At 37.9% G+C, this 20,577-nt stretch carries 20 protein-coding genes, 2 tRNA genes and 1 pseudogene; 19 read left to right on the top strand and 4 right to left on the bottom strand.

Translation table 11 applies throughout. From position 1 onward, the window contains the following. Positions 1-43 precede the first annotated feature (43 nt). The gene (locus AB3N00_RS25075; protein WP_413037000.1) at positions 44-1,444 is read left to right on the top strand and encodes a serine hydrolase; all 1,401 of its coding nucleotides are present in this window, start codon (positions 44-46) and stop codon (positions 1,442-1,444) included. 443 nt (positions 1,445-1,887) lie between these two features. On the opposite strand, the gene AB3N00_RS25070 is transcribed toward AB3N00_RS25075, so the two are convergent. Further along, the gene (locus AB3N00_RS25070) at positions 1,888-2,460 is read right to left on the bottom strand and encodes a hypothetical protein (protein ID WP_413036999.1); all 573 of its coding nucleotides are present in this window, start codon (positions 2,458-2,460) and stop codon (positions 1,888-1,890) included. Between the two features lie 1,082 nt (positions 2,461-3,542). Between AB3N00_RS25070 and AB3N00_RS25065 the strand changes: the two genes are divergently transcribed. The 6 genes from AB3N00_RS25065 (at position 3,543) to AB3N00_RS25040 (ending at position 7,216) form a co-directional block, all read left to right on the top strand. Beyond that, entirely contained in the window at positions 3,543-3,917 is a 375-nt protein-coding gene (locus tag AB3N00_RS25065) for a DUF4258 domain-containing protein (protein ID WP_413036998.1), read from the top strand. 120 nt (positions 3,918-4,037) lie between these two features. Continuing rightward, positions 4,038-4,271, top strand: a complete 234-nt coding sequence (locus AB3N00_RS25060; protein ID WP_413036997.1) for a hypothetical protein — start codon at positions 4,038-4,040, stop codon at positions 4,269-4,271. 81 nt (positions 4,272-4,352) lie between these two features. Then, positions 4,353-4,631: a hypothetical protein gene (locus tag AB3N00_RS25055; protein ID WP_413036996.1), complete on the top strand. Its 279-nt coding sequence runs from the start codon at positions 4,353-4,355 to the stop codon at positions 4,629-4,631. Next, positions 4,631-4,969: a hypothetical protein gene (locus AB3N00_RS25050; RefSeq protein ID WP_413036995.1), complete on the top strand. Its 339-nt coding sequence runs from the start codon at positions 4,631-4,633 to the stop codon at positions 4,967-4,969. Before AB3N00_RS25055 ends, AB3N00_RS25050 begins: the two co-directional genes overlap by 1 nt. 104 nt (positions 4,970-5,073) lie before the next feature. Then, entirely contained in the window at positions 5,074-5,403 is a 330-nt protein-coding gene (locus AB3N00_RS25045) for a hypothetical protein (RefSeq protein WP_413036994.1), read from the top strand. Between the two features lie 679 nt (positions 5,404-6,082). Next, positions 6,083-7,216 carry a Fic family protein gene (locus tag AB3N00_RS25040; RefSeq protein ID WP_413036993.1) on the top strand — a complete coding sequence of 378 codons (1,134 nt, stop codon included), beginning with the start codon at positions 6,083-6,085 and terminating at the stop codon, positions 7,214-7,216. A gap of 1,494 nt (positions 7,217-8,710) precedes the next feature. Here the strand turns inward: AB3N00_RS25040 and AB3N00_RS25035 are convergent. Beyond that, positions 8,711-9,025, bottom strand: a complete 315-nt coding sequence (locus AB3N00_RS25035) for a hypothetical protein (protein ID WP_413036992.1) — start codon at positions 9,023-9,025, stop codon at positions 8,711-8,713. A 181-nt stretch (positions 9,026-9,206) separates the two neighbouring features. Between AB3N00_RS25035 and AB3N00_RS25030 the strand changes: the two genes are divergently transcribed. The 8 genes and pseudogenes from AB3N00_RS25030 to AB3N00_RS24995 all read left to right on the top strand — a co-directional run bounded on the left by AB3N00_RS25030 (position 9,207) and on the right by AB3N00_RS24995 (position 14,580). Continuing rightward, a complete protein-coding gene (locus tag AB3N00_RS25030) occupies positions 9,207-9,677 on the top strand; it encodes a hypothetical protein (RefSeq protein ID WP_413036991.1) in 471 nt (156 codons plus the stop codon). 55 nt (positions 9,678-9,732) lie between these two features. Continuing rightward, on the top strand, positions 9,733-10,200 hold the full coding sequence (locus AB3N00_RS25025; RefSeq protein WP_413036990.1) for a hypothetical protein: 468 nt from the start codon (positions 9,733-9,735) through the stop codon (positions 10,198-10,200). A gap of 287 nt (positions 10,201-10,487) precedes the next feature. Then, the gene (locus AB3N00_RS25020; RefSeq protein WP_413036989.1) at positions 10,488-10,730 is read left to right on the top strand and encodes a hypothetical protein; all 243 of its coding nucleotides are present in this window, start codon (positions 10,488-10,490) and stop codon (positions 10,728-10,730) included. Position 10,731: 1 nt separating this feature from the next. Next, positions 10,732-10,905, top strand: coding sequence for a hypothetical protein (locus tag AB3N00_RS25015; RefSeq protein WP_413036988.1), 174 nt, complete (start codon positions 10,732-10,734; stop codon positions 10,903-10,905). A gap of 456 nt (positions 10,906-11,361) precedes the next feature. Further along, complete coding sequence (locus tag AB3N00_RS25010; RefSeq protein ID WP_413036987.1) at positions 11,362-12,342, top strand: S8 family peptidase; 981 nt, start codon at positions 11,362-11,364, stop codon at positions 12,340-12,342. A gap of 26 nt (positions 12,343-12,368) precedes the next feature. Next, positions 12,369-12,439 (top strand) — tRNA-Cys (locus AB3N00_RS25005). Between the two features lie 502 nt (positions 12,440-12,941). Further along, positions 12,942-14,086, top strand: a pseudogene (locus tag AB3N00_RS25000) (IS3 family transposase). 2 nt (positions 14,087-14,088) lie between these two features. Beyond that, on the top strand, positions 14,089-14,580 hold the full coding sequence (locus tag AB3N00_RS24995; protein WP_413036986.1) for a hypothetical protein: 492 nt from the start codon (positions 14,089-14,091) through the stop codon (positions 14,578-14,580). A gap of 431 nt (positions 14,581-15,011) precedes the next feature. On the opposite strand, the gene AB3N00_RS24990 is transcribed toward AB3N00_RS24995, so the two are convergent. Both AB3N00_RS24990 and AB3N00_RS24985 read right to left on the bottom strand, forming a co-directional pair. Next, positions 15,012-15,512, bottom strand: a complete 501-nt coding sequence (locus AB3N00_RS24990; protein ID WP_413036985.1) for a hypothetical protein — start codon at positions 15,510-15,512, stop codon at positions 15,012-15,014. A gap of 937 nt (positions 15,513-16,449) precedes the next feature. Next, positions 16,450-17,148 carry a hypothetical protein gene (locus tag AB3N00_RS24985; RefSeq protein ID WP_413036984.1) on the bottom strand — a complete coding sequence of 233 codons (699 nt, stop codon included), beginning with the start codon at positions 17,146-17,148 and terminating at the stop codon, positions 16,450-16,452. Between the two features lie 1,267 nt (positions 17,149-18,415). Between AB3N00_RS24985 and AB3N00_RS24980 the strand changes: the two genes are divergently transcribed. The 4 genes from AB3N00_RS24980 (at position 18,416) to AB3N00_RS24965 (ending at position 19,945) form a co-directional block, all read left to right on the top strand. Beyond that, a complete protein-coding gene (locus AB3N00_RS24980) occupies positions 18,416-18,961 on the top strand; it encodes a sigma-70 family RNA polymerase sigma factor (protein ID WP_413036983.1) in 546 nt (181 codons plus the stop codon). Between the two features lie 13 nt (positions 18,962-18,974). Then, on the top strand, positions 18,975-19,208 hold the full coding sequence (locus AB3N00_RS24975) for a helix-turn-helix domain-containing protein (protein WP_413036982.1): 234 nt from the start codon (positions 18,975-18,977) through the stop codon (positions 19,206-19,208). A gap of 400 nt (positions 19,209-19,608) precedes the next feature. Beyond that, a tRNA-Cys gene (locus tag AB3N00_RS24970) sits at positions 19,609-19,679 on the top strand. A gap of 35 nt (positions 19,680-19,714) precedes the next feature. Next, positions 19,715-19,945 (top strand): glutaredoxin family protein, encoded by a 231-nt coding sequence (locus tag AB3N00_RS24965; RefSeq protein ID WP_413036981.1) that lies wholly within the window; start codon positions 19,715-19,717, stop codon positions 19,943-19,945. Positions 19,946-20,577: the final 632 nt, after the last annotated feature.

Genomic DNA, 20,577 nt, shown 5'->3' with positions numbered 1-20,577 from the left:
TATCTGAAAAACGCAAAATTATTACAGTCTGAGGTGAAACAGAGTGAAAAAAAAGATGGAACAACAAATCCACGCATTATTCGAAGAAGTCAAACAGCAGGGGAGTTTCAACGGCGTGGTTCTTGTAGCTGTTCAAGGGGAAAAATTGTTATGTGAAGCGATAGGGACAGCGGAATACAATGTCGGTAGCTCACGCCATTTGACGACGGACTCCATGTTTGAACTGGCCTCTGTATCCAAACCAATTACGGGTCTAGGTATTGTCCGTTTGCATCAACTGGCGAAATTGCACTGGGATGATCCCATCGCTAACTGGATACCCGAACTCCCATACCCAGGGATCACGATACGGCATTTGTTAAGCCATACCTCGGGTTTGCCTGATTACATGGAGTTATTTGCAAACTTGTGGGATCCTGCACATTATGCTCGTAATGAGGATGTGTTGCATATGCTGATTGAGCATCAGCCCGATCCACTTTTTGCCCCCAACGAGAGCTGGATGTATAGCAATACGGGCTATATTGTGTTGGCCATCCTGATCGAGAGAATTAGCGGTCAGCGTTATGGGGACTTTTTGAATGAGCAGATCTTTCAGCCGCTCGGGATGGCGCGAACGAAAGTGTATAATCGGCGGGTGGAGCCAGGCCTTGTACCAGAAGACTACGCCTGGGGATACGTGTATCGAATTGGACATGGCGGATATGTACTGCCTGATGACGTACCTGAACTGAATTATGTAAGATATTTAGATGGCTTACAAGGGGACGGGATGGTTAACAGTACAGTCGGTGATTTATTACGACTGGATCGGGCTTTGTATGATGATGAGTTCGTCAGTTCAACGCTTCGTCAGCAGATGTTTGCGCCAGTGTCGATGAATAATGGTGAGATCTTCCACTATGGGATGGGGTGGCTGGTTGAGCATGACGATCGGTTGGGGAGCATCGTGCACCACACAGGAGGTTGGCCGGGATACTCTACATGGTTCAAACGATATATAGATCGAGATTTCACGCTGATCATGTTGCAAAATGGTGAGCGCGATCATGCTTACACGCAACAATTGGTGAAGAGTATCGAACAGATTATGGCCGGAGAAGCATACGATGTACCGAGCCCCCTGGAGATTAAGAAAATTATTCCGCTAGAGTCGAAAAACGTTGAGGCCCAGCTTGGGAAGTACAGGTTTACCAACGATACGGGAGATTCCCATGAAGTAGAAATATATATAGAACGGGATAAGCTGTATATGAAGCTGAGTAATGGGATGGTTTTATCGTTGCTGCCATTAACAACAACACGTTATTTTGAAGAACAGACAGCAACGGAGCTTGAATTTCTCATCGATGAAGATGGCAAAAGATTACGTTTGGCCTGGTATACAGAAGATGAGCCGGAAGTGGCTGAACGGATGGATATTGATCGGAGAGATGAATTGTAGACTGCATCAAATTCCAAAAAAATGTGATATAACCTTAATAGAAGTATAATAACGAGCGGTTATTAGTGTGAAAAAGGTTATTCCCAGTGTCAATGACCTGACACCTCGGGGATGTCCTTCACTCCAGTTTAAACAGAGGGGGAGTAGGTGTAAAGCTTAACCCGTTGTTTGATGAAAGTGGCAAGTTTTGGGTGGGTATAATTGAGCAGGGACGGATGCAAACGAAGTAAAACACTTGAGAACATCCCAAAAGACTAACTCGCTAGGTTCGTTCTTCATTGAGCTATCGGGAAACGACAGCTTAACAAAAACAATCACGCTGCCGAACAACCATATCGGCTTCTTAATTCCGCTAACAGTCAGTTAGTGGAATGGTGTAACAATTCCTATAGGGCTGCTATGAGCTGCCCTATAGGATTGAGTTCTATTTCTTATTTAGTAAGTCAGCTATTTTCGCGCTCTACTTCTTGCACCGTATTCGTATCTTGAACATCTTTGTTGGCACGTTTTTTACTCTTTCGTCCACGCTCTAATAATTTGGGTTCATAGTAAGCACGCATAACAATCTCATGAATTTTGATGTACCTCCCCGTGCTTTTTATTAAACCCATCTCTTCAAACACTTTTAACTTTCCTAGATGGCGATCTTGTTTAATGGTTCCTGGACGTAATCCCCACTTGGGCTCCGCTTCATTGGTGACCATAACCTTGTCGATTGCTGACATACAATTTGTGCACAGGGTCATATGAATAGGCCGGGTTTTGTTATATTGATAGTTTAACTGGACCGGTTCCTCAGACTCTTTAATCCAATTATTGCACTCTGTACACTGCTTCTCCGTTTTTAAGAAGGTAAATCGCTCGAGTCTGAAACGTAGATCATTTAACTGGTGATTCAACAAGTTTTGTACAATATAGTTGATCTCAGTGGGTAGCTTTTCACTAATCCGTTTATATTCTTCAATGGTACCTTCAAGATTGCTAATCTTGTTACGCATATCTTCTACGATAGACATCTTACATTCCTCCAAAACAAAGGTAATAAACTAATTCGAACTTTATTATATACGATTTCGTCTATTTTTAGTATTTGGAGATGTACACGGGATCCCGTAGGAGAACTCGCAAACAAAGAGAATCGCTATCTATGAAGCGGAGAATGAGGCTAATCTAACGAAAAAGGACCTTCTGCTCAGTTATCCAATGGAGAAACGATCTTCGTCAGAGAGGTTGTATATTTTCGAAAGTAAAGAATGAAGCAATTAGTGTTTTAGCCGCTGAATTAGGATTGAAGTATCGGAAGGTACCCAAGCTAAGCCAGGAATTTGTATGTTAACGCACAGAAAAAAAAGGAGACCTGATTAACAGTTTTCCTTTTTGACACTCACTTCTTTCGGGTAGGCATTTTAATTATAAAGAATAGTATTGATAAGAAAAACAGGGCTTGTGAAACGTTGACAAATATTCTAATGCCTTCACCCGATTCTTTTATCCCAAATAAAATATCTATTACGGACACCAAACCTGTAATTATAAGTATGATCATTGAGAGAATGTACACGGTTAGCCCCCCTTAAGTATTGATGTTTTACAGCAGCAAGAATACCATTGCTCTTACTGCCGCATCACTTAACCATGCCGGTACACAACTGATTGCAGAGCATTGGAAAGACCATCCTCTGCTGTACCAGTAAAGTCTACCATAATGTCCAATGTCCGCATAAGTACTTGATAGCTTAGATAATATTTCAACGTACTTTTTACGCCGTCTGTGAGCAATGGTAGTTTATCTACATAACTTTTTAATTTCTACTTGGGCAAGATTCACTGTCCGTTTTAGTGGTAAATTCTCCATCATACTTTTAAGTAGTACTCAATCCCTATTGTCCAGTGTTTCTACTTCCTTTATACTGTGAATATTACGATTAACGATTCATTTTCTCGGCTGAAGCATCGGCTGTAGATGGAGCATGTTGTCTACCAGACAACTCATAGAAAACTGCCTTGGAGTAAATGAGAGTATGACTTTTCGAGCCATGCCCTTTTTAACATCCAGGGCTTTTTTGCGTTTAAAAATATTACCTAGGGGGCTACAGCATTGAACCACATGCAAAAATTCTGGTTGGATGAAATGGAACGAATTCTTAAAGGTGTTAACAAAATTGATGGGTACATCACTACGATTTCTCCACACTATATCCATGATCGTTTAAACAATCCGGATTTTCCTAACCGGATCTATGACGAACTTGATATTGTATGGGCAATTGCCCATGGGAAAATCGTTGAAGGTTTTGATTCAGGGGAAAAGGGAAGAAATCCTGAGCCTGAGCGAACCGTGATGGGACCGGCTACATCCGGAGATTGGATTGTCATCATTATGTTGATGAAAACAGATAAACGCTTCATCGTAAAAACCGTTTATCCTGTGAACAACAATCCAAGATACACGAAGTACATACCAGAACCTTAGAACATCTACACTCCCTGTAAAACCTTTGGAGAAAATGAAGTCTCATGATAAAATAAAGGTCATAGGAGGGATGCACAAATGAGCTCTCAATGTGACCGGTGTAAAAAGGAGATTATACATATGACAATAACAAGCGAGCGCCCATTTAACGGTGGGACATTAATTGTTACGGATGTACCAGTAACAAAATGTGATTGTGAAGAAGAGGTGCCTCTTGCCGATAGTGCGTTGATGGCTGGTTATGCTAGAATGCTGACTACGCATAACATCGTCGGTAACGTAACCGTATCCCTGAAGGATATTGCGAGGAATTTTTCACTTCAGGATTTCTTGCCACGAAACGCTGCTTTGTAGAACGTCAATTGAGTCTGGAGATTAAAGGATACTGCCTGAGGCAGTGTCCTTTTTTATTGCCTAAAAACGGGAGGGATCCTTGTGATCATTAAAAGAATCGATATCAAACTGAGCGTAGAGAACCTCGTTGGTGGTCTAGCCATCGTCCAGTGTGAGGAAGAGGACACGGAACTTTGCTTCGATTTTGATGTTGTTATCCGTAATGAGCAACTCGTAATCGTCAGTAAACGTAAAGAGGTTCCGGAGAAAACAATCTCTCAATTGGAGCACCAATTGAACTTGTTATTCAGGAATAAGAAAGTCCCTCGCATTATCGGCTCATACACATTCAGGGCGCCAGCAGTAAAGGAGGCCATCTAATGCGTGGAATCCAGAAAAAGGTCTGTCTGGTCGTCAATATGGGCGATTTTGAACGGCATATGGAGGAGTATCTTACTCTGGCTAAACAACATGGCCAGCACGTATTTACCCTCACCGGTGATGGACTGGTAGATATCGACGAAGCACCACGAATACCGGTGAATATCTTGAAATTGACGACACCGGAACTTCAAGTATGGTCTTCCTTGATTAATGAGCAGATAGTTGAACTTGGTATTCGGTCTGAAGACATGGTCATTTTCGCCGTTGGCCAATCATTCCGAGGGATTCTCCCGATCGGAACCATGATCAACCATGACCTGCGAATTGGAGCGTGAAGCAAATGCGAATTGAATTAAATATACAAGGAAACGCAAAACCAGACGATCAGATTGGCTTTAATCTCGTAGGATAAAGAGCAATTTACAGGGAGGAGTGGGTCATGATGGCCATGTCTGAGGTTCAACAAGGAAATATTCTTACATATGTGAGTAAACTACCTTTGGATATCAAAGACAACATCATCCAGTGCATGAATAAATGGTCCAACGGGGAACAGGCTTATGGATACATTCATCCCGTACAGGTTTGTAGCAATCTGCTGGCTTTACAAACTAGGATGCCATTTCTCAGCGACCAACAGACTTTGGATCTGACGATCCTGAAGATGCATCTGGCAACAGAACATTCACTAGGAGGATTTATAGATGAGCAAAACCATAGGACAATTCGTAACTATTTTATCGGGAATGAACGGAGCAGAATTGACTAAAGGGAGAGTCGGCTTTTACAGAAGGTACTCAGAATCTTTATGTCATGAACCCGCAAACAGGACGTGAAACGTCCGTAACGATTCAGAACAACCTGGTGAAGGTTTTGACGAACTAATCACGTTTCAGCTACGTTCCGACGTTTAAAAATACATTAAATCAGAGGAGGGAGCCCTTCTGCCGAGCACTTGAGGCAGATGCCTCCTCGGTTTGGGCGATAAACAATGAGCATGAACACCATTCAAATAATGAGATTACAATATCAGGCTGCGCGACGTAAAAAGCTACGGTCTTATACGGTGATCGGCCTTTGTCTCGGAGTTAGCATGAACCTTAAGGAGAGTCTCGATGAACCGGGGCTCTTTCTTGGTTGTAAAGAACTATGGAGGCTGTCATATGAAAATACTTCATATCGTTATCGTAAGATTTAAGGGCTACGTTAACCATACCGTGGATGATGTTTTGACCCGATTTCGTACTCAAGAGATTTGTGAGGTGGTCGTGTGGCTGTAAAGGGCTGTAATCTACAGGAGCGAATAAGAGCAAACAAAGTTAAGGTGTAATTAAGACCACAAGGAGAGAGAGTAGGTAATGTTTTCGACTACAGTGATGCTAAAAAGTGTATAATGAGTATATTAAGTTCATTTTTTGATAAAATGAACTTAAGAAAGAGGGGATATTATGGCTCCTATTAAAGGGATCAAAAAATTGCCGACTAGTATTAGAATGGAACAAGCAGCTGAGTTATTTATGAAATTGGCTCCTGTTTCGTCGGCAATAAGTCGGTTAGACGAGAAATTTAAACACTCCATTGTTAGAAGTGATCTGATAAATACCCTTGCTTTGAAAGAATCTGTTCAATCGACACGAATCGAAGGTACACAGGTTACTTTTACAGATATGGTTAATGAATCGCATAAATCAGAACTAAAACAGGAACATATTAAAGTACTAAATTATCGAAAAGCTTTGTATATAGGTCAAGAAAGAATTAAAAATGGTTATCCAATAACGACTCGTCTAATTCTAGAACTTCATCATGTATTAATGGAAGGGGCTAGAGGAGCGAATACCAATCGTGGTGAATTTCGAAAGGTACCCAACTGGATCGGTCCAACAAAACGTTTTGAAGATGCAGTGTATGTACCGGTTGATGCAAGTGAAATAGAAAATTATCTGATGAATTGGGAGATGTATTTGAATAAACATCCGTATGGGGAAAAGATGGATGTGAGCCACTTGCCTGGTACGGAGTTTATTTTAGATGAAAACATTCATCCATTAATAAAAGTTGCTATCCTTCATGCCCAATTTGAATCTATTCATCCGTTTTTAGATGGAAATGGACGCTTAGGCAGAATTATCATATCCATATACATGATGCAGTCTGAACAAATTTCCAGTCCTATATTCTTTGTTAGTGAGGAATTAGAGAAGCAGCGAGCCAAGTATTACCACTTACTAAATGAAACGCGTGGTAATAATCCTAAATGGTATAACTGGCTGAACTTTTTCTTGGATGCTGCCCAACGTATGGCTGAAAAGTTAAATGTCTTATTAGATCAAGCAGAGCAGATAGCAGTAGCTGGTAAAGAAAAATGTGATGGACATACAGAACAGCTTGTATATCTACTGACATTTAGATACCCAAATATTACAGCAGTACAGGCGGCTGAACATGCTAGAATTGCACCTTCAACAGCTAGACGAACTTTGAACGCCTTAGCTGAAAAAGAATTAATATTTAAAGATCCCGCACAAAGAAGGAACGTAGAATATTTTAACTATGATGTCTTAGGTTTATTCGATAAATAACATTCATATCTCTCACTTCCTTTGACGCAGACACATACTAAGTAAATGAAGAACAGAAGGGCCTTAAAAGTCGCTCGATAGTCACGGCAAAGAAATCAGTAAACTGAGCAACCGTTCCTATTCTCTATACACGGAACGGTTGTTTAGTTTTCTTTATGATCAAATACAGGTACATATCGAATCTAACCTCGTATAGGAAAGATATCGGCTTACTTTAGTGTATAATGTTGAAAATGGAAGGATGGAGATTACCGCTACATTTGGCATCCCTAAGAATGAAAGCAATTTTTTCTGGATGCCAATGAGCGCAGTCACGATACACTACATAGAACGAGAACCTGCTATTCAATTTTTTTAAGCTAATAATGTGACTCTAAAACATCCTAAACTACTCTTACAGACAAAACATCAGAGCGCTTTCGTAGTATTCCATGAAATTCAGCACATTTTTTGAAAATATAAACAACACAAAAAAATGTAAAGATATGGCTCCGGATCTTCTGCAATTCGTGTACAAGTCAACGGTTCATGGAGTAACAGTTTCACAAGTGATAATCAATATATCTAAAAATTGGTACGTCTAATTAATGTAACATGAAAAATGCTGTGAAAAAAAACTCTACAAAAATGTAGAGGTTTTTTTCCAGTAAAAGTATGAATGCCCACAAAGAATCATATATAATGAAGTCAAACAATATATGGTAGGTGCATCATTTGAATAGTACAAACCCAGGATTACAACAACTAGGAAGATTTATGATTTCCAATGTATTTACTGCATTAATTGGCGCTGTTTTGTACACCATTCTGATTTTTACTGAACGGCAAACTGACGGCGGGATGGATAATACATTTTCAACTGGACTATTCTATATATTTATGATTAGCTTACCGGTTTTTTGCCTATCCATAATAATCACATCGCTAGTCGTGTGGATAAGAGATGGGTTAAAGAATAAATTAAATACCTTTAGTCTGATGCTCTTCTATCTGTTGGTTGCAATCGTATTTAGTGTTTTATTTTATTTCATACACCAATCTTTCTTTCAAACTAATGTCATATTGGGAATGACAGCACTATTACCACTCATGATCTTTGGTATTCTATATGAAAAATACATTACAAAAGCACGTGAGAGGTCATAATGACGTATTGTATCTGTGTTTAAGACAAGATTAAGTAGAAATCTTCAAATAATTCATTTGACAGGAACGATAGCTTATAACAAAGACAGCAGCTGATGGAAACTGAACTGCACCCCTATTGTTAGACACCAACTAGCAATTGGAGGTGCCGTTTTTTTGTGAAAATAACTTTTTGACTTGAAGATAGAAGCTATCCATCAATACTTATTATGAAATGAAGGGATTAAACGCATTGCGAAATCCTTAGAAAGTCGTGTGGTCATCAAGACTACACGACTTTTTTGTAAGATATTAGTTAGTTACTGAGAGAATCCGCCAGTCAGAATCTTCTTTTTGCATTATGTATAACTAATCCGTTTCATCAGCTGTTAAGGGAGAATCACTGAAATACACATTCTTTTGTTTAACAAATACCTCAATGTTTCCATCTTGAAGCACGTTAAACCTCGGATCGTCCGTTGAAATAGCTGCAGCATAGACTTGACTGAAATCCTCCTTGTGAGCCGCATGTTCTTTTACATATGAAGATCGTACCGCGTCAGCATCAGAATCCAGTACACCTTTCATCATGCGATTCAAAATCTGTACAATTTTTAGCTCATCACCTACATAATTTTCCTCATCAATGTTTTCTGGATGCCAATGAGTGCAGTCAAGATACACAACACGGAAAGAGACCCGGCTATCTAAGCCCTTTTAAGCTACGATGTGATTCCAGAACATCTTATTACTTGATAGCTAAAACTTGTGTTCATGGAAACTTATCTAAAATAATTGAAATGTAACTTATTGAGTGTAATGACGTTTATTGTAATAAAGGTTACTTCATTTGGGGGATTTTGAGATGAAAATCAAAATGGCACTATTAGCAAGTAGTTTTGGTTTAACTGTCCTACTGACAGCATGTGGATCGGACACGGCTGAGGTCCCCGATTCAGTTCAATCTACAGATATAGAGTCCAAACAAACCGAAGTAAAGAATCAAGTCAAAGAGGAGCAGCAAGTATTTGTTGATGAATTGAAGTATGAAGGTGAGGAGCAGAAGTTAGTGAAGTTATTAAATTTACTTACTAAGTACAGAAATGAAGGCGATGAAGCAGCATATATGGCTCTTATTAGTGATGAACCAAACACACCGATCAATCAAATGAACCCTAAAAAACTTGTGGCAGTACAAATTGACAGCATTGATGGAGTTACAGAAACTCAGGGAACTATCACTGCTACGGTAACAATAGAAGGTGCTTCTCCAGGTTCAACAATGTATGTATTTCATAAAATGAATAGCGAATGGAAGATCTACGATATTGATTAATTAACCAAAGACCATTTTATAAGTGAAAGGCAAATTGGGATTGGAGGTTCTTGGAATGTATCTAAAGAAAATGTTATTTGCTACAAGTCTCACTTTAAGTGTTGTTCTCATTGTCGGTTGTGGATCTGAAGAGAGCAGGACTCTAGATCCAGTTCAATCCAGCGGTAACATAACCACAAAAACAGAGGAAAATGAAAAATTCAAAGAAGACCCAGACGTATATATTGACGAGGATGGTCTTGAGGATGACGAATTAAAACTGATTCAACTTATTAATTTATCAACAAAATATAGGAACGAAGGTAACGAAGAGGAATATTTAAAGCTGTTTAATCCCAATCATATGAAAACTTTAACTACTATGAAAGTCGAACATATCCAACTTGAATCAATCAACTTCATGTCGGAGAACATTGGAAGTGTTGAAACTACCATAAAATATGATACAAAACAAGAGTCAGTGCAAGCCTTATTTGTATTTGAGAAAACGGATGGCAAGTGGATTATCTCTGGAACAGACTAACGAAAAAGGTTAATAGAATTTTGTGAAAGAATACGTAATTAATTGAAATGCAGAAAGGGTAACTGTCTGCTCATTTTGGCTTAAAGAGACTATTAACATGGGCACTCCACAACTTTACTCAAAGCTGTCTGAATTCTGAATAAGAATATGATAATTCTGTCTGCGAAGAAATGGTGTTGGTGATATTACGTTTAATAACGGATCGGGTGTAGAGGTTAGCAATTTAACGACTTGACAAAGAAACGGTTAGGCATCCGGTACATTATATTGAAGTGTGGGGGAGAAAAATGCCCATTTTAAGAGAGTTCGATTTGGACATTCCGTATATAAATAGTGGAACACCAGAGGATTACGAAGCAAATTGGAAACAAAAAAGAATTCAATTTAGAGATGATATCCGTTGTGTCGCTTCATTAGTTGAGCGATCATTTGAAAAATATAAGACCTCTGATTCATGGAAAGTGCTGATCGAAGTTGTTGATGTCATAACCGATCCTGGTGGGGTGGAAAATAACGGCTTTCCGACCTAGCATGGAAACAGACATACAAGTGAATTTTGGAAATCATCTTCTTAAAGCTGACAATGTAACATTTGATTATGAGACCATTCCAGAAGGTACCATGTTGGATATAACTCTATTTAGTCCACAGTATAGTGAAGAAATGAAATCCGCCATATATACTGCTGGATGGAGTTCTTGGTGAATACGATGTGATGACGAAAATCCGATTTATTGAATTTGAGTTACCTGGAAGAAGCTTAGGCATTCCTCTAAAACAACTTCCTATAATTGTAGACAATCTGCAGCGCTAGTCATTTTTAGTATTTTACAACCTTAGTCCGTTTAGGCAATGGAAAACGATAGTGCTATAAAACAAAGAAAGCAGCCAATCAATGTGATCGGCTGCTTTTGTTCTACTAGACATCAAAATTGTTAAGGGGCTGGTTGTTCGAAAAATTTAGTTGAGTACGTCTAGAACCTAATAAGAAATTTACTTAGAAAAAGCTGCAATTCAATTCTACTGTTACTAATAATAGAGAGACTCACTTTATGTGGATCCGAAATTTTATAGTAGTAGGTTGTGATAACTCTTTTCGTCATCACTTTATGTGATATAGCTTTTAAGTTCTAGAATCAAAATTAGGTAGGAGGCGATTAAATGACAGAACTGGTATTAGATAAATACAATATCAAAAATTATTCTAATTATTATGATGAGATTCCGAAAGGAGTTTCTTCTATAGGGGCTCCATCATTTTGGAGTAAAGGAATAACAGGTAGTGGCATTGTAGTTGCGGTATTGGATAGTGGTTGTCAATCCGATCATCCTGATCTAAAAGATCGAATTGTCGGAGGATTCAATTTCACTTCAGATTACAACGGAGATACTTCAATTTATGAAGACAATTTACAGCACGGTACTCATGTGGCTGGAATTATTGCAGGCTCATATGATGGGCACGGAATTGTGGGTGTAGCCCCCGAAGCAAATCTATTAATACTAAAAGTGATTTCGGGTAGTGGTTCTGGGACATACAATAATTTGATCAGAGCTATTTTTTACGCTATTCACTGGCGAGGGACGAAACAAGAACGAGTTCGCATAATTACCATGTCACTTGGTGGAGCAGAACCAGATCCTCTGTTGCATTTAGCAATAAGGATAGCGATAAAAAATGATATTTTAGTGGTGACCTCATCAGGAAACTATGGCGATGGAAATTTGGATACTGAAGAGATACTCTATCCGGCTTATTATCCAGAAGTCGTTGCTGTAGGAGCCATAAATGATGAGAAAATAGTAGCTGCATTTAGTAATTCAAATGATGAAGTAGACTTGTATGCCCCGGGTACAGACATTTATTCGACGGTCCCGAATGGGCTGTATGCTCAGCTAACGGGAACCTCTATGGCTGCACCGCATGTAGCTGGTGTAGCAGCCTTGCTTTTACAGACGTTAGAAAAGGAATCCGGTAAACCAATATCAGAAAAAGAGTTGTTCAAGGTTCTTATAGAACAAACTACTGTTACAGATCAAAACATTAGAGCACTTTCGTTAGATTACAAGAAATTCAACGCATTTTTAGACAATACGAACAAAAGCAACAGTGTAAAAGGTTGTTTTTTGGGGGAGAGCTAACACTTTTAATTATAGAAAATAAGCATGGGGGTATAGCCAAGCGGTAAGGCAAAGGTCTGCAAAACCTTGAGCCCCGGTTCGAATCCGGGTATCCCCTGATTCCTAATTCAGGGGGAATAGCTATGAAGTAGAATGACTGTTTTAGAAAGTGCCCTCTTGAAGGGAGGATATGAATGAATGCGGAGGAGATAGTTTCACTAATTGCAAATGTTGGTTTTCCCGTTTCTCTATGTTTCATACTAATACGTTACATTTTACAAACCCTTGGAGAAAAGTTGGATCGACTTGATAGATCGGTGAATCAACTGAATGTTACTATACAAGATTTTGATCTCATCAAAGTTGCTCCACAAAGTATGACTAATCAAAATGTAGAGAAACATTTCGAACAAAACACATACCAAAACACCGAAAGGAAGTAATAATATGACAAATGAGAGCGTAAAAAAACAGAACTGACCAAAGAAATGGAACAAAATGCCATTGAGTTCCTAGAGAGAAGCGGGACTGACCCCATAACGTGAGACAAATTAAAACACCTTCAAGTGAATGAAACCTTGTCGTAAGATAAGGAGATCATCTTGGAGGTGTTTTTTGCATTGGCAACTAGAGTGAGTTATCCCGTGGAACTAAAAATGAAAGCCATAGAAATGAGATTGGCAGGGGTACCCGTGAAAGAAGTTATGGAGAAGCTGGGAATACGGAATAAGTCACAACTGAAAACGTGGATGAGGTGGTATCGAAAAGGAGAAGTTCATCGCCTGGAGCAACCCGTAGGCAAGCAATATAGCTATGGAAAAGGCCCAGAGCACTCCACAGAGCTCGAAAAGGTGAAAGCAGAAAACCGTTTCTTGAAGCAACAATTAGAACTGCTAAAAAAGTACAAGGAATTGGAACGGAGGTGGAAGCTGAGGTCGTCATCGCCTGGGTTGAATCCATTCGAGAAGAAGTAACTATATCTGAGGCTTGTGCATGGCTTGGGATTGCTCGTGCGACCTACTACCGCTGGAAGGCAGCCGTTGAGAGTAAGCGTCCAAATCCAACAGTGGAGAAAGTCGTCCAACTTTGCACCCAACACAAATTTCGGTATGGGTATCGAAAGATCACTGCCTTGCTTCGGTCAGAGGGTCCAATTAACCACAAGCGAGTTCAGCGAATCATGCAGGGCGAGGGATTACAATGCCGAGTGAGGACCAAGAAGCGAAAAACAACTGGGCAACCGGCACAACCGGCGGACCATCTACTTAAACGAAAATTTCATGCAGAAGCTCCATTGCAAAAATGGGTGACGGACATTACGTATTTGCCGTTTGGTAACAAAATGTTGTACCTTTCAAGCATTTTGGATCTGTACAACGGAGAGATTGTCGCTTACAGTATAGCGGACAAGCAGGACACATGTTTGGTTCTGGATACACTGAACCAACTTCCAGAGCGAAGCAATATGCTGCTCCATAGCGACCAAGGTAGCGTACACACATCTCAGAATTACCAGGCTGTTGTAAAGGAAAAGGGCATTACCATGAGCAAGTCCCGTAAAGGAACGCCCGCTGATAATGCCCCCATAGAGTCGTTTCATTCCACACTAAAGTCTGAAACGTTCTACCTCGAAGATCTGATGTCTACAACGACGGCCATCGTTTAACAAACAGTTCGAAACTACATTACTTACTATAACTCAATTCGGATTCAAACAAAACTAAATAACCAGTCTCCGATGGATTTCCGGAGACTGGCTGCTTAAACTTGCAAGGTGTTTTATCCCTGTCTCACAAAAGGGGTGCAGTCCCAAGCGGATACAAAGGTCCTTTTAACATCCGGCAATCATATGATCTGGAAGAATATAAGGTATCTTTGTTAACATCCCCTGTGCTAAATGATTTATTTATTCTTATCTTTAATCAAAATAATCTCATAGTTGAAGCTACTTTAAAAACTTACAAAGAAGAGAGCAGTAGATATATTGAGAAAAATCTGATTACAGGAGAAGAAAACGAATATTCTAAAGAAGAAATACAATTTAAGAAGGATAATGTCATAAATGCAATGGCAACCTGTCCTCCTGGCCAAGAATGGAGAGAATACAATTGTACAAATGACCCAGAGCTGAACTGGGTGTGCTATGCAGGATGCGCAGCGGGTCTGAAAAATCTCAGAACATGCATTAACCTTTGCACTACAAATATTAGAAGATGCGACGCTGACTGTTTCCCAGTCGATGGAGGAATCCTAGTTTAAACCTTACTACTTCTCTTTTTCTTTAGCTTAACTCTAATTTTCTCAACTTTCGGAATTTTTCGAAACGTAATAAAAGATAGCAGGACGATAATAACGTATTCCATAGAGCTATCTTCGGTATGAATCACATTCTTCACTTTAGTCAACCCCTTTAAAGGACCTGCTAATTGCGGGTCCTTATTCTATTTTAACTATTGATGAGTCTTATCCTGTGTACAGGTGCTGTTGTATCACTTGTCTTGAGATATAACCACCCGCTTTTAAATCACCATTAAACATACCAATAATAAGATACAATAAAATTTATACTCGAACATATTCGCTTTACTTCTAATCTCCGAGGCAAATTGGCCTACTTTAGTCTGCTACACGTCAGGGATAGAAAAAACTATTTAATGTTAGACAGTAGCTTACACACGTAATAGTGGCTCTTATTTATCCGAGAGTAACATCTTTAGTTCATCTATATTATAATCGTCTTTTTGGATTAACCAATTGCCTTTTGATTCTTCAAGAGTTAATAAACCTTCTATATCAATATGTTTATTTTCTGAAGTTTCTTTGTTCTGGATCGAAAGTTTAAAAGAATAATTTATGATAATCCTTTTACCATTGTTATTTTTGACATTAAACTTTAAATCTTTTGTTGAGAGCAACGCTTTCTCTTTTTCTGCGATTTGTAATGGTAAAGAAATATTTTTACTGTCATACTGCTCATAGTAGTACTCTTCTGTTAAGTATGATTCTGTTGATTGCATCTGTTTCTCAATGCGTTCTGGACTAGAAGCATCAAGAACGTCTAAATTAAACTCCGTTGTTTTATATCCTCTGGCTGCTTTAATTGCAGCATTTTCTTCATGAGTATTACAACCTATTAAGAAGATAAAAGAAGAAATCAATAATAAATGAAATAGTACACGAAAAATATGCATTATTGAGGGAACCTCCAACATTTATTGCTTAATTATAACATAAATTGGCTTTTCTATAAAATTGATGATGCTTTGGTCAACAACATTCATAAGGTTGTTATTAATATCACTTTAGACACTTTATTAGGTGTAACATTCAAATATATTATGGAGGTAAGAAAAATGGATAAAAAGCCAAAAGAAAAAATCGTGAAATCTCAGGCAGAAATTACATGTTTTTCTGAGCGGAGTTGTTGTCAACACAATGAGAGCTGTTCAGGGATATTTAAAATCCTTCCCAACGGCACCAGTATTTTTGAACGTTGTGGTTGTTAACAGTGTAGAAAGAGTCAAAAAGGACGCAGATATTCTGCGCCCTTTTTGTTTGGCCTGTTCTAATCTAGTGATAACGGTAAACTTTTAAATGCTAAAGTCACAAGAAATTTATGACAATCATTAAATCAAATTAGCATGTGCTCAAAAAACTATGTTATAGATATTCGAGCTTTGCTATTATGCTGGCTCTGGGCTCCTGAATCTTACAAGGCCTGTAGAAAGACGGGCCTTGGCATTACCGCACCTGAAACCGTGTTTACGTTGGATCAGATATTTATACTTTGAACAAAAGGGGAATAGACTAGTAAAGGGTGTTTTCCTCACACAATGAGTTTGAAATATCATGAGCGATGCTGACCGTCGTGTCCAAGTTTGAAGCGACAGAGGAGGCTGGTACACGATAAAACAATTTAGCATATGCACTTCGAATCTAGAGTTGGTTATGTTGGGCACACTCTGTGAATAATGATTATGTTTCAGTAAAATTAAACATTCACCACAATGTATTATATGTTAGCATTTTGTTGAGAAAGAAACACTACGATGAAGCAGTCGAAATCGTTAGTGAAATCACGCCAAAAATACGCTGAAGTATTCAGCGTATTTTTGATTAAATAAATCATTATTTACAACTTTTGCTTCCTGCCCACATATAGACAGAGCGCCAACCTGGGGAATCAGTTGCTGTTCTTGCGCAACTTTCAAGCTCATCGTCGCAACCGCAATCATCAAAACCAAAGTTGGAGTAACAGCGATCATGTGCTCGGCAGCAGTAATCAAGACTGTTAATTGGTGTACCGCCACCAATCGGGGATCCGTCGCCACATGCTTTACCACAGTGCTTATACACGTGAGATTTGTTGTAATCATCACGGAAAACCAAACATCCATCAAATAGATCTTGCACTTTCATATCCGAATTATCAGGAATCAAGTTCATAAAGGAGAAAATGTTTTCACTAGCAGGACTCTCTGTAACAAGAAGTTCATTATTGTTTTTCACTTCAATTTGTTGAAGCTTAGTGCCTTCAACGAAGTAGCCAGTTACTACAAGTGAACGATTGGAAGTGCCTTTAATGACTCGTTCAAAGGACAACACTGTTTTCTCATTGTATTTTACAAACAAAATCTCAAGCTCTACAGATGGTTGATCCTCATATACTAGTGTCATCTCATACGATACTTTCTCGATAGGTTGTTCATTTCGAAGGTTCACTTTGGCCTGTTCATTGACTTTTTCGAACTGGCTAGCCTTTAACAGGTCGAGAAACAGAGATTCGGCTCGTTCAGGAGTTTGTTGCAGGTTGTTGATGATTTTCATTTTTTATCACCTCATTTGTTTTTTGACCAAATGCTTTAATCACTTGGTTCGAAAACTATAGTGTCATTGAAATTATCAATCACAACCGTAGTATCAAGAAAAAAAACAGGACATATGTTATAATTAACTTCTAAAGATTCCTGAAAATCCAAAAAAAGGAGTGGATTATATGGGGAAAAAGTGGAATACAACTGACAAAGTCATTATCTTTGGAGGATTATTCCTTGCAGTCACTTTTGTAGTAGTGGGGCTGCTTCTGTATTTTGGAATAAAGAGTAACTTTATTCGGTTAAATTGATTTTTAAATAGGATTTTAGTAAGCGTATTCTTTGGGATGGTATTAAAGAAGAACTTTTCAAGGTTCCTTTAGCGCAATTAACAATTACAACAGAATGTTTCATTAAGACAGAATATAGATGAGACCGGCATAAAGCTTGGGATTACAAAATTTCTGTTCTAATATCTTTTCAAAGTCCTGCCATTTCAGATGCTCTTGTGATATACCTGCTTCTAAGTAGGTGGAGTTACTGTTGAACTTCCGAGGGGACCCACCATCCATGGGATTTCCCTGGAAGTTCAGTTCAATGCCATTAATTAATGGTGACTATATTTACTTCGAGAAACTGCCATAGGTCTTTTCCGATAGCACCTCAACTATCTTAGGAAGAGTTACCAGAACTTGCTAGAGCTAGACTTCAATCAGATAGGTTCATTATTTGGATAAGGATCTTATACATAATTAATAGACGATGAGAAAGCTGGTTCATTAGGTTGTGAAATAGATTGTACTCTTCACTTTATATTTGTAAATAGTGAGGAGGTTTTTATATGGAGAAGAGTCTGCGTCACTGGAGAGATAGACATCATTCTTTTAAATTAGAACTATTGACACTTAGCAATAAGATTGTCAACATTACTGACCCCGTTGACTTGGAATTTTACCAGAAGATCTGTGAAAATTATGCTCGCCATCTAAAGAATATCGAAACCGAGTGTTATGCTGAATTAGGAGTAAACATTTGTACTTGTAATTTCAACCCTGAACAATGTAATAAGTAACTCCTAGCGAATATTATTCCAAAGATTAAGTCCAATGATTTTTTAATTTGATAGCTTAGTAACCTAAAACCTTCCAAATTGGGAGGTTTTTTTTATTGCCTGTTCGTAATATAATAAGAACATAAGTTCCCATTTTTCTTATTTATGGTTGTTAATCCATAGAGATACACCACTTTTATATATAAAGTTCATTTAAGGAGGAAATTATATGAATAAATTGGAAAAATTAATTGAAAAACATAAAAAGAATCCAATCATAAAAGATTTTATGGATAATGAAAAAAACAAACAAATGATCATTGACTACATAAATTCTCCCACTTCAGCGAATATGATAAAACTTGATGATTGTTTTCGCGCTTTTTATTTTGAAATTAGGTTTACCTCATACATTTTATCGCTAATCCGTTTTGCCTCTATTGACTTTGATAGGAAAGAAAGAAAGATTAGCAAAAGATCTACACTCATATTAGACGATCAGGAAAACTCACATTTATTAGAACATCATTCAGTTAGGAATGAGGAGAAGGAAGTTCATCTTGAGGAATTGTTTTCAGATCCCGTGTTGTTTGAAGCTATACAACAACTTACGAAGAAAGAAAAAGAGGTTCTGGTTAAATCTTATATCATGGAATTATCAGATACTCAGATTGCTCAAAAAAACAATGTTTCTCAACAGTCCGTCTCTAAACTGCGTACAAAAGCTTTACAAAAGATTAGAAAGTATATTGAGCAAGAAAAGGGAGGATGTTAGTATGGATTGTCTAATGAATTTATTAAAGCAAGCAAGGCAAAATGATACACAGGCTATTGAAACAATCATCGTGAAATTTAAACCAAAACTCCAAAAAAGTTTATATCAAACTCATTTGCAAAATCGAAATGATTTAAAACAAGAAATTAATTTGAAGATTATTGAAGCAATATATAAATATGATATTGAGAAAGTACCAGGCTTTTTAGAATTTGTAGCGGAGAACAAAGAACAGCATTCCGTATGATCTTCTAATGGTGATGTACTGAGTATACTAAACGAAATAATAAGTGGCGAAAATAATTGGAAAAATAAATCAGATTAATTATTATAGATAATTGCTGTTAACAAAGGGTACAAAGCCTATTCCTTAAGATAGGCTTTTTGGCTTTTCTAATATTGCTCTCTGGAATCCTCGTAACAATTATTGTTGATTCTTCATTAATTACCAAGTGATGAAATTAAAAAAAATGTATTGTATCCGCGCTGTCCTCTAAAATAACTGAATCTCAAAAATAGGTTCATACACCTTCATAAGTGTGCATTTAGAAATGGATTTCGGACGATTGAATTATATAAAAAACTCTAAATAAGGTTGTAATTAGATGGATCTTTAACACTGTAATAATATAGTTGGACATGATTATGGGAGTATAGCCAAGCGGTAAGGCAAAGGTCTGCAAAACCTCAATCCTCGGTTCAAATCCGGGTACTCCCTTTGTTTTATAATAATTTCTATAGGAGGATAAAAAGATGAAAAAAGTAACTGTTTATACTATGCCTAACTGTGTATATTGTACCCGGATGAAAACATGGTTACAGGATCATGAAATTCATTATACCGAGGTAAGTTCTACCAAGATTGTAGATACAAATCTTATCAATTCCATACAGGGCTTTCCGTTTACTGTAGTGCAAGAGGAAAATGGGAATGAACATACAGTACTTGGCTTTAACGTTGATTTACTACAGAAACTAATTTAGTATAGCAGTTGCATTATCAACATTGTTAAGCTCTTCAAGAACAGTTTTTTGAAAAATAGCAAATGCTGCTGCAACAATTACGCTTCCAAAAATTACACCAATTAAAGCAAGTTTCTATTCTCTCATAAGTCACTTCCTTAGTTAGTAATTCTAGACAAACAATTTAGCAGCTTTTTAGGTCCTTTTCCAAAATCCACACCTTCAAATAGGAAATTCTAACAAACTTCCCCTGTAATCAATAACTATAAAAATTCATAGTATGTTATTATGAGGCTCATGAAAAAGGGTGCGATTGTTGAGCAATACGACTATTGAAGTGACATATGCATCGAGATGAATCGATGTTTAGTCATTGTGTTCACGGTAAAGGAACGCATCAAAATACATGCATAATGTATTACCTATATCGGCAGCACAAAGATTCAATAATTTTACAATCATCCTGCTCTACGGTATACTGAATATATTACGAAGAACATTCATTTTCTTTGTCACTTCATGTGACAAAGACGGAGTTGCTAATTTGAAATTAGCTTAACATGGACCATTTCAGGAGACTTAACACATACGAGATACGTATGTTTAGTCTCCTTTTTTGCGTTCAAAACTAAGAGGATGAAATCATGTAATCT

Origin of the sequence: Paenibacillus xylanilyticus (assembly GCF_047246825.1) — a bacterium.
GTDB classification, from domain to species: Bacteria; Bacillota; Bacilli; order Paenibacillales; family Paenibacillaceae; genus Paenibacillus; species Paenibacillus xylanilyticus_B.
This window is presented reverse-complemented; position numbering and strand designations above follow the sequence as displayed.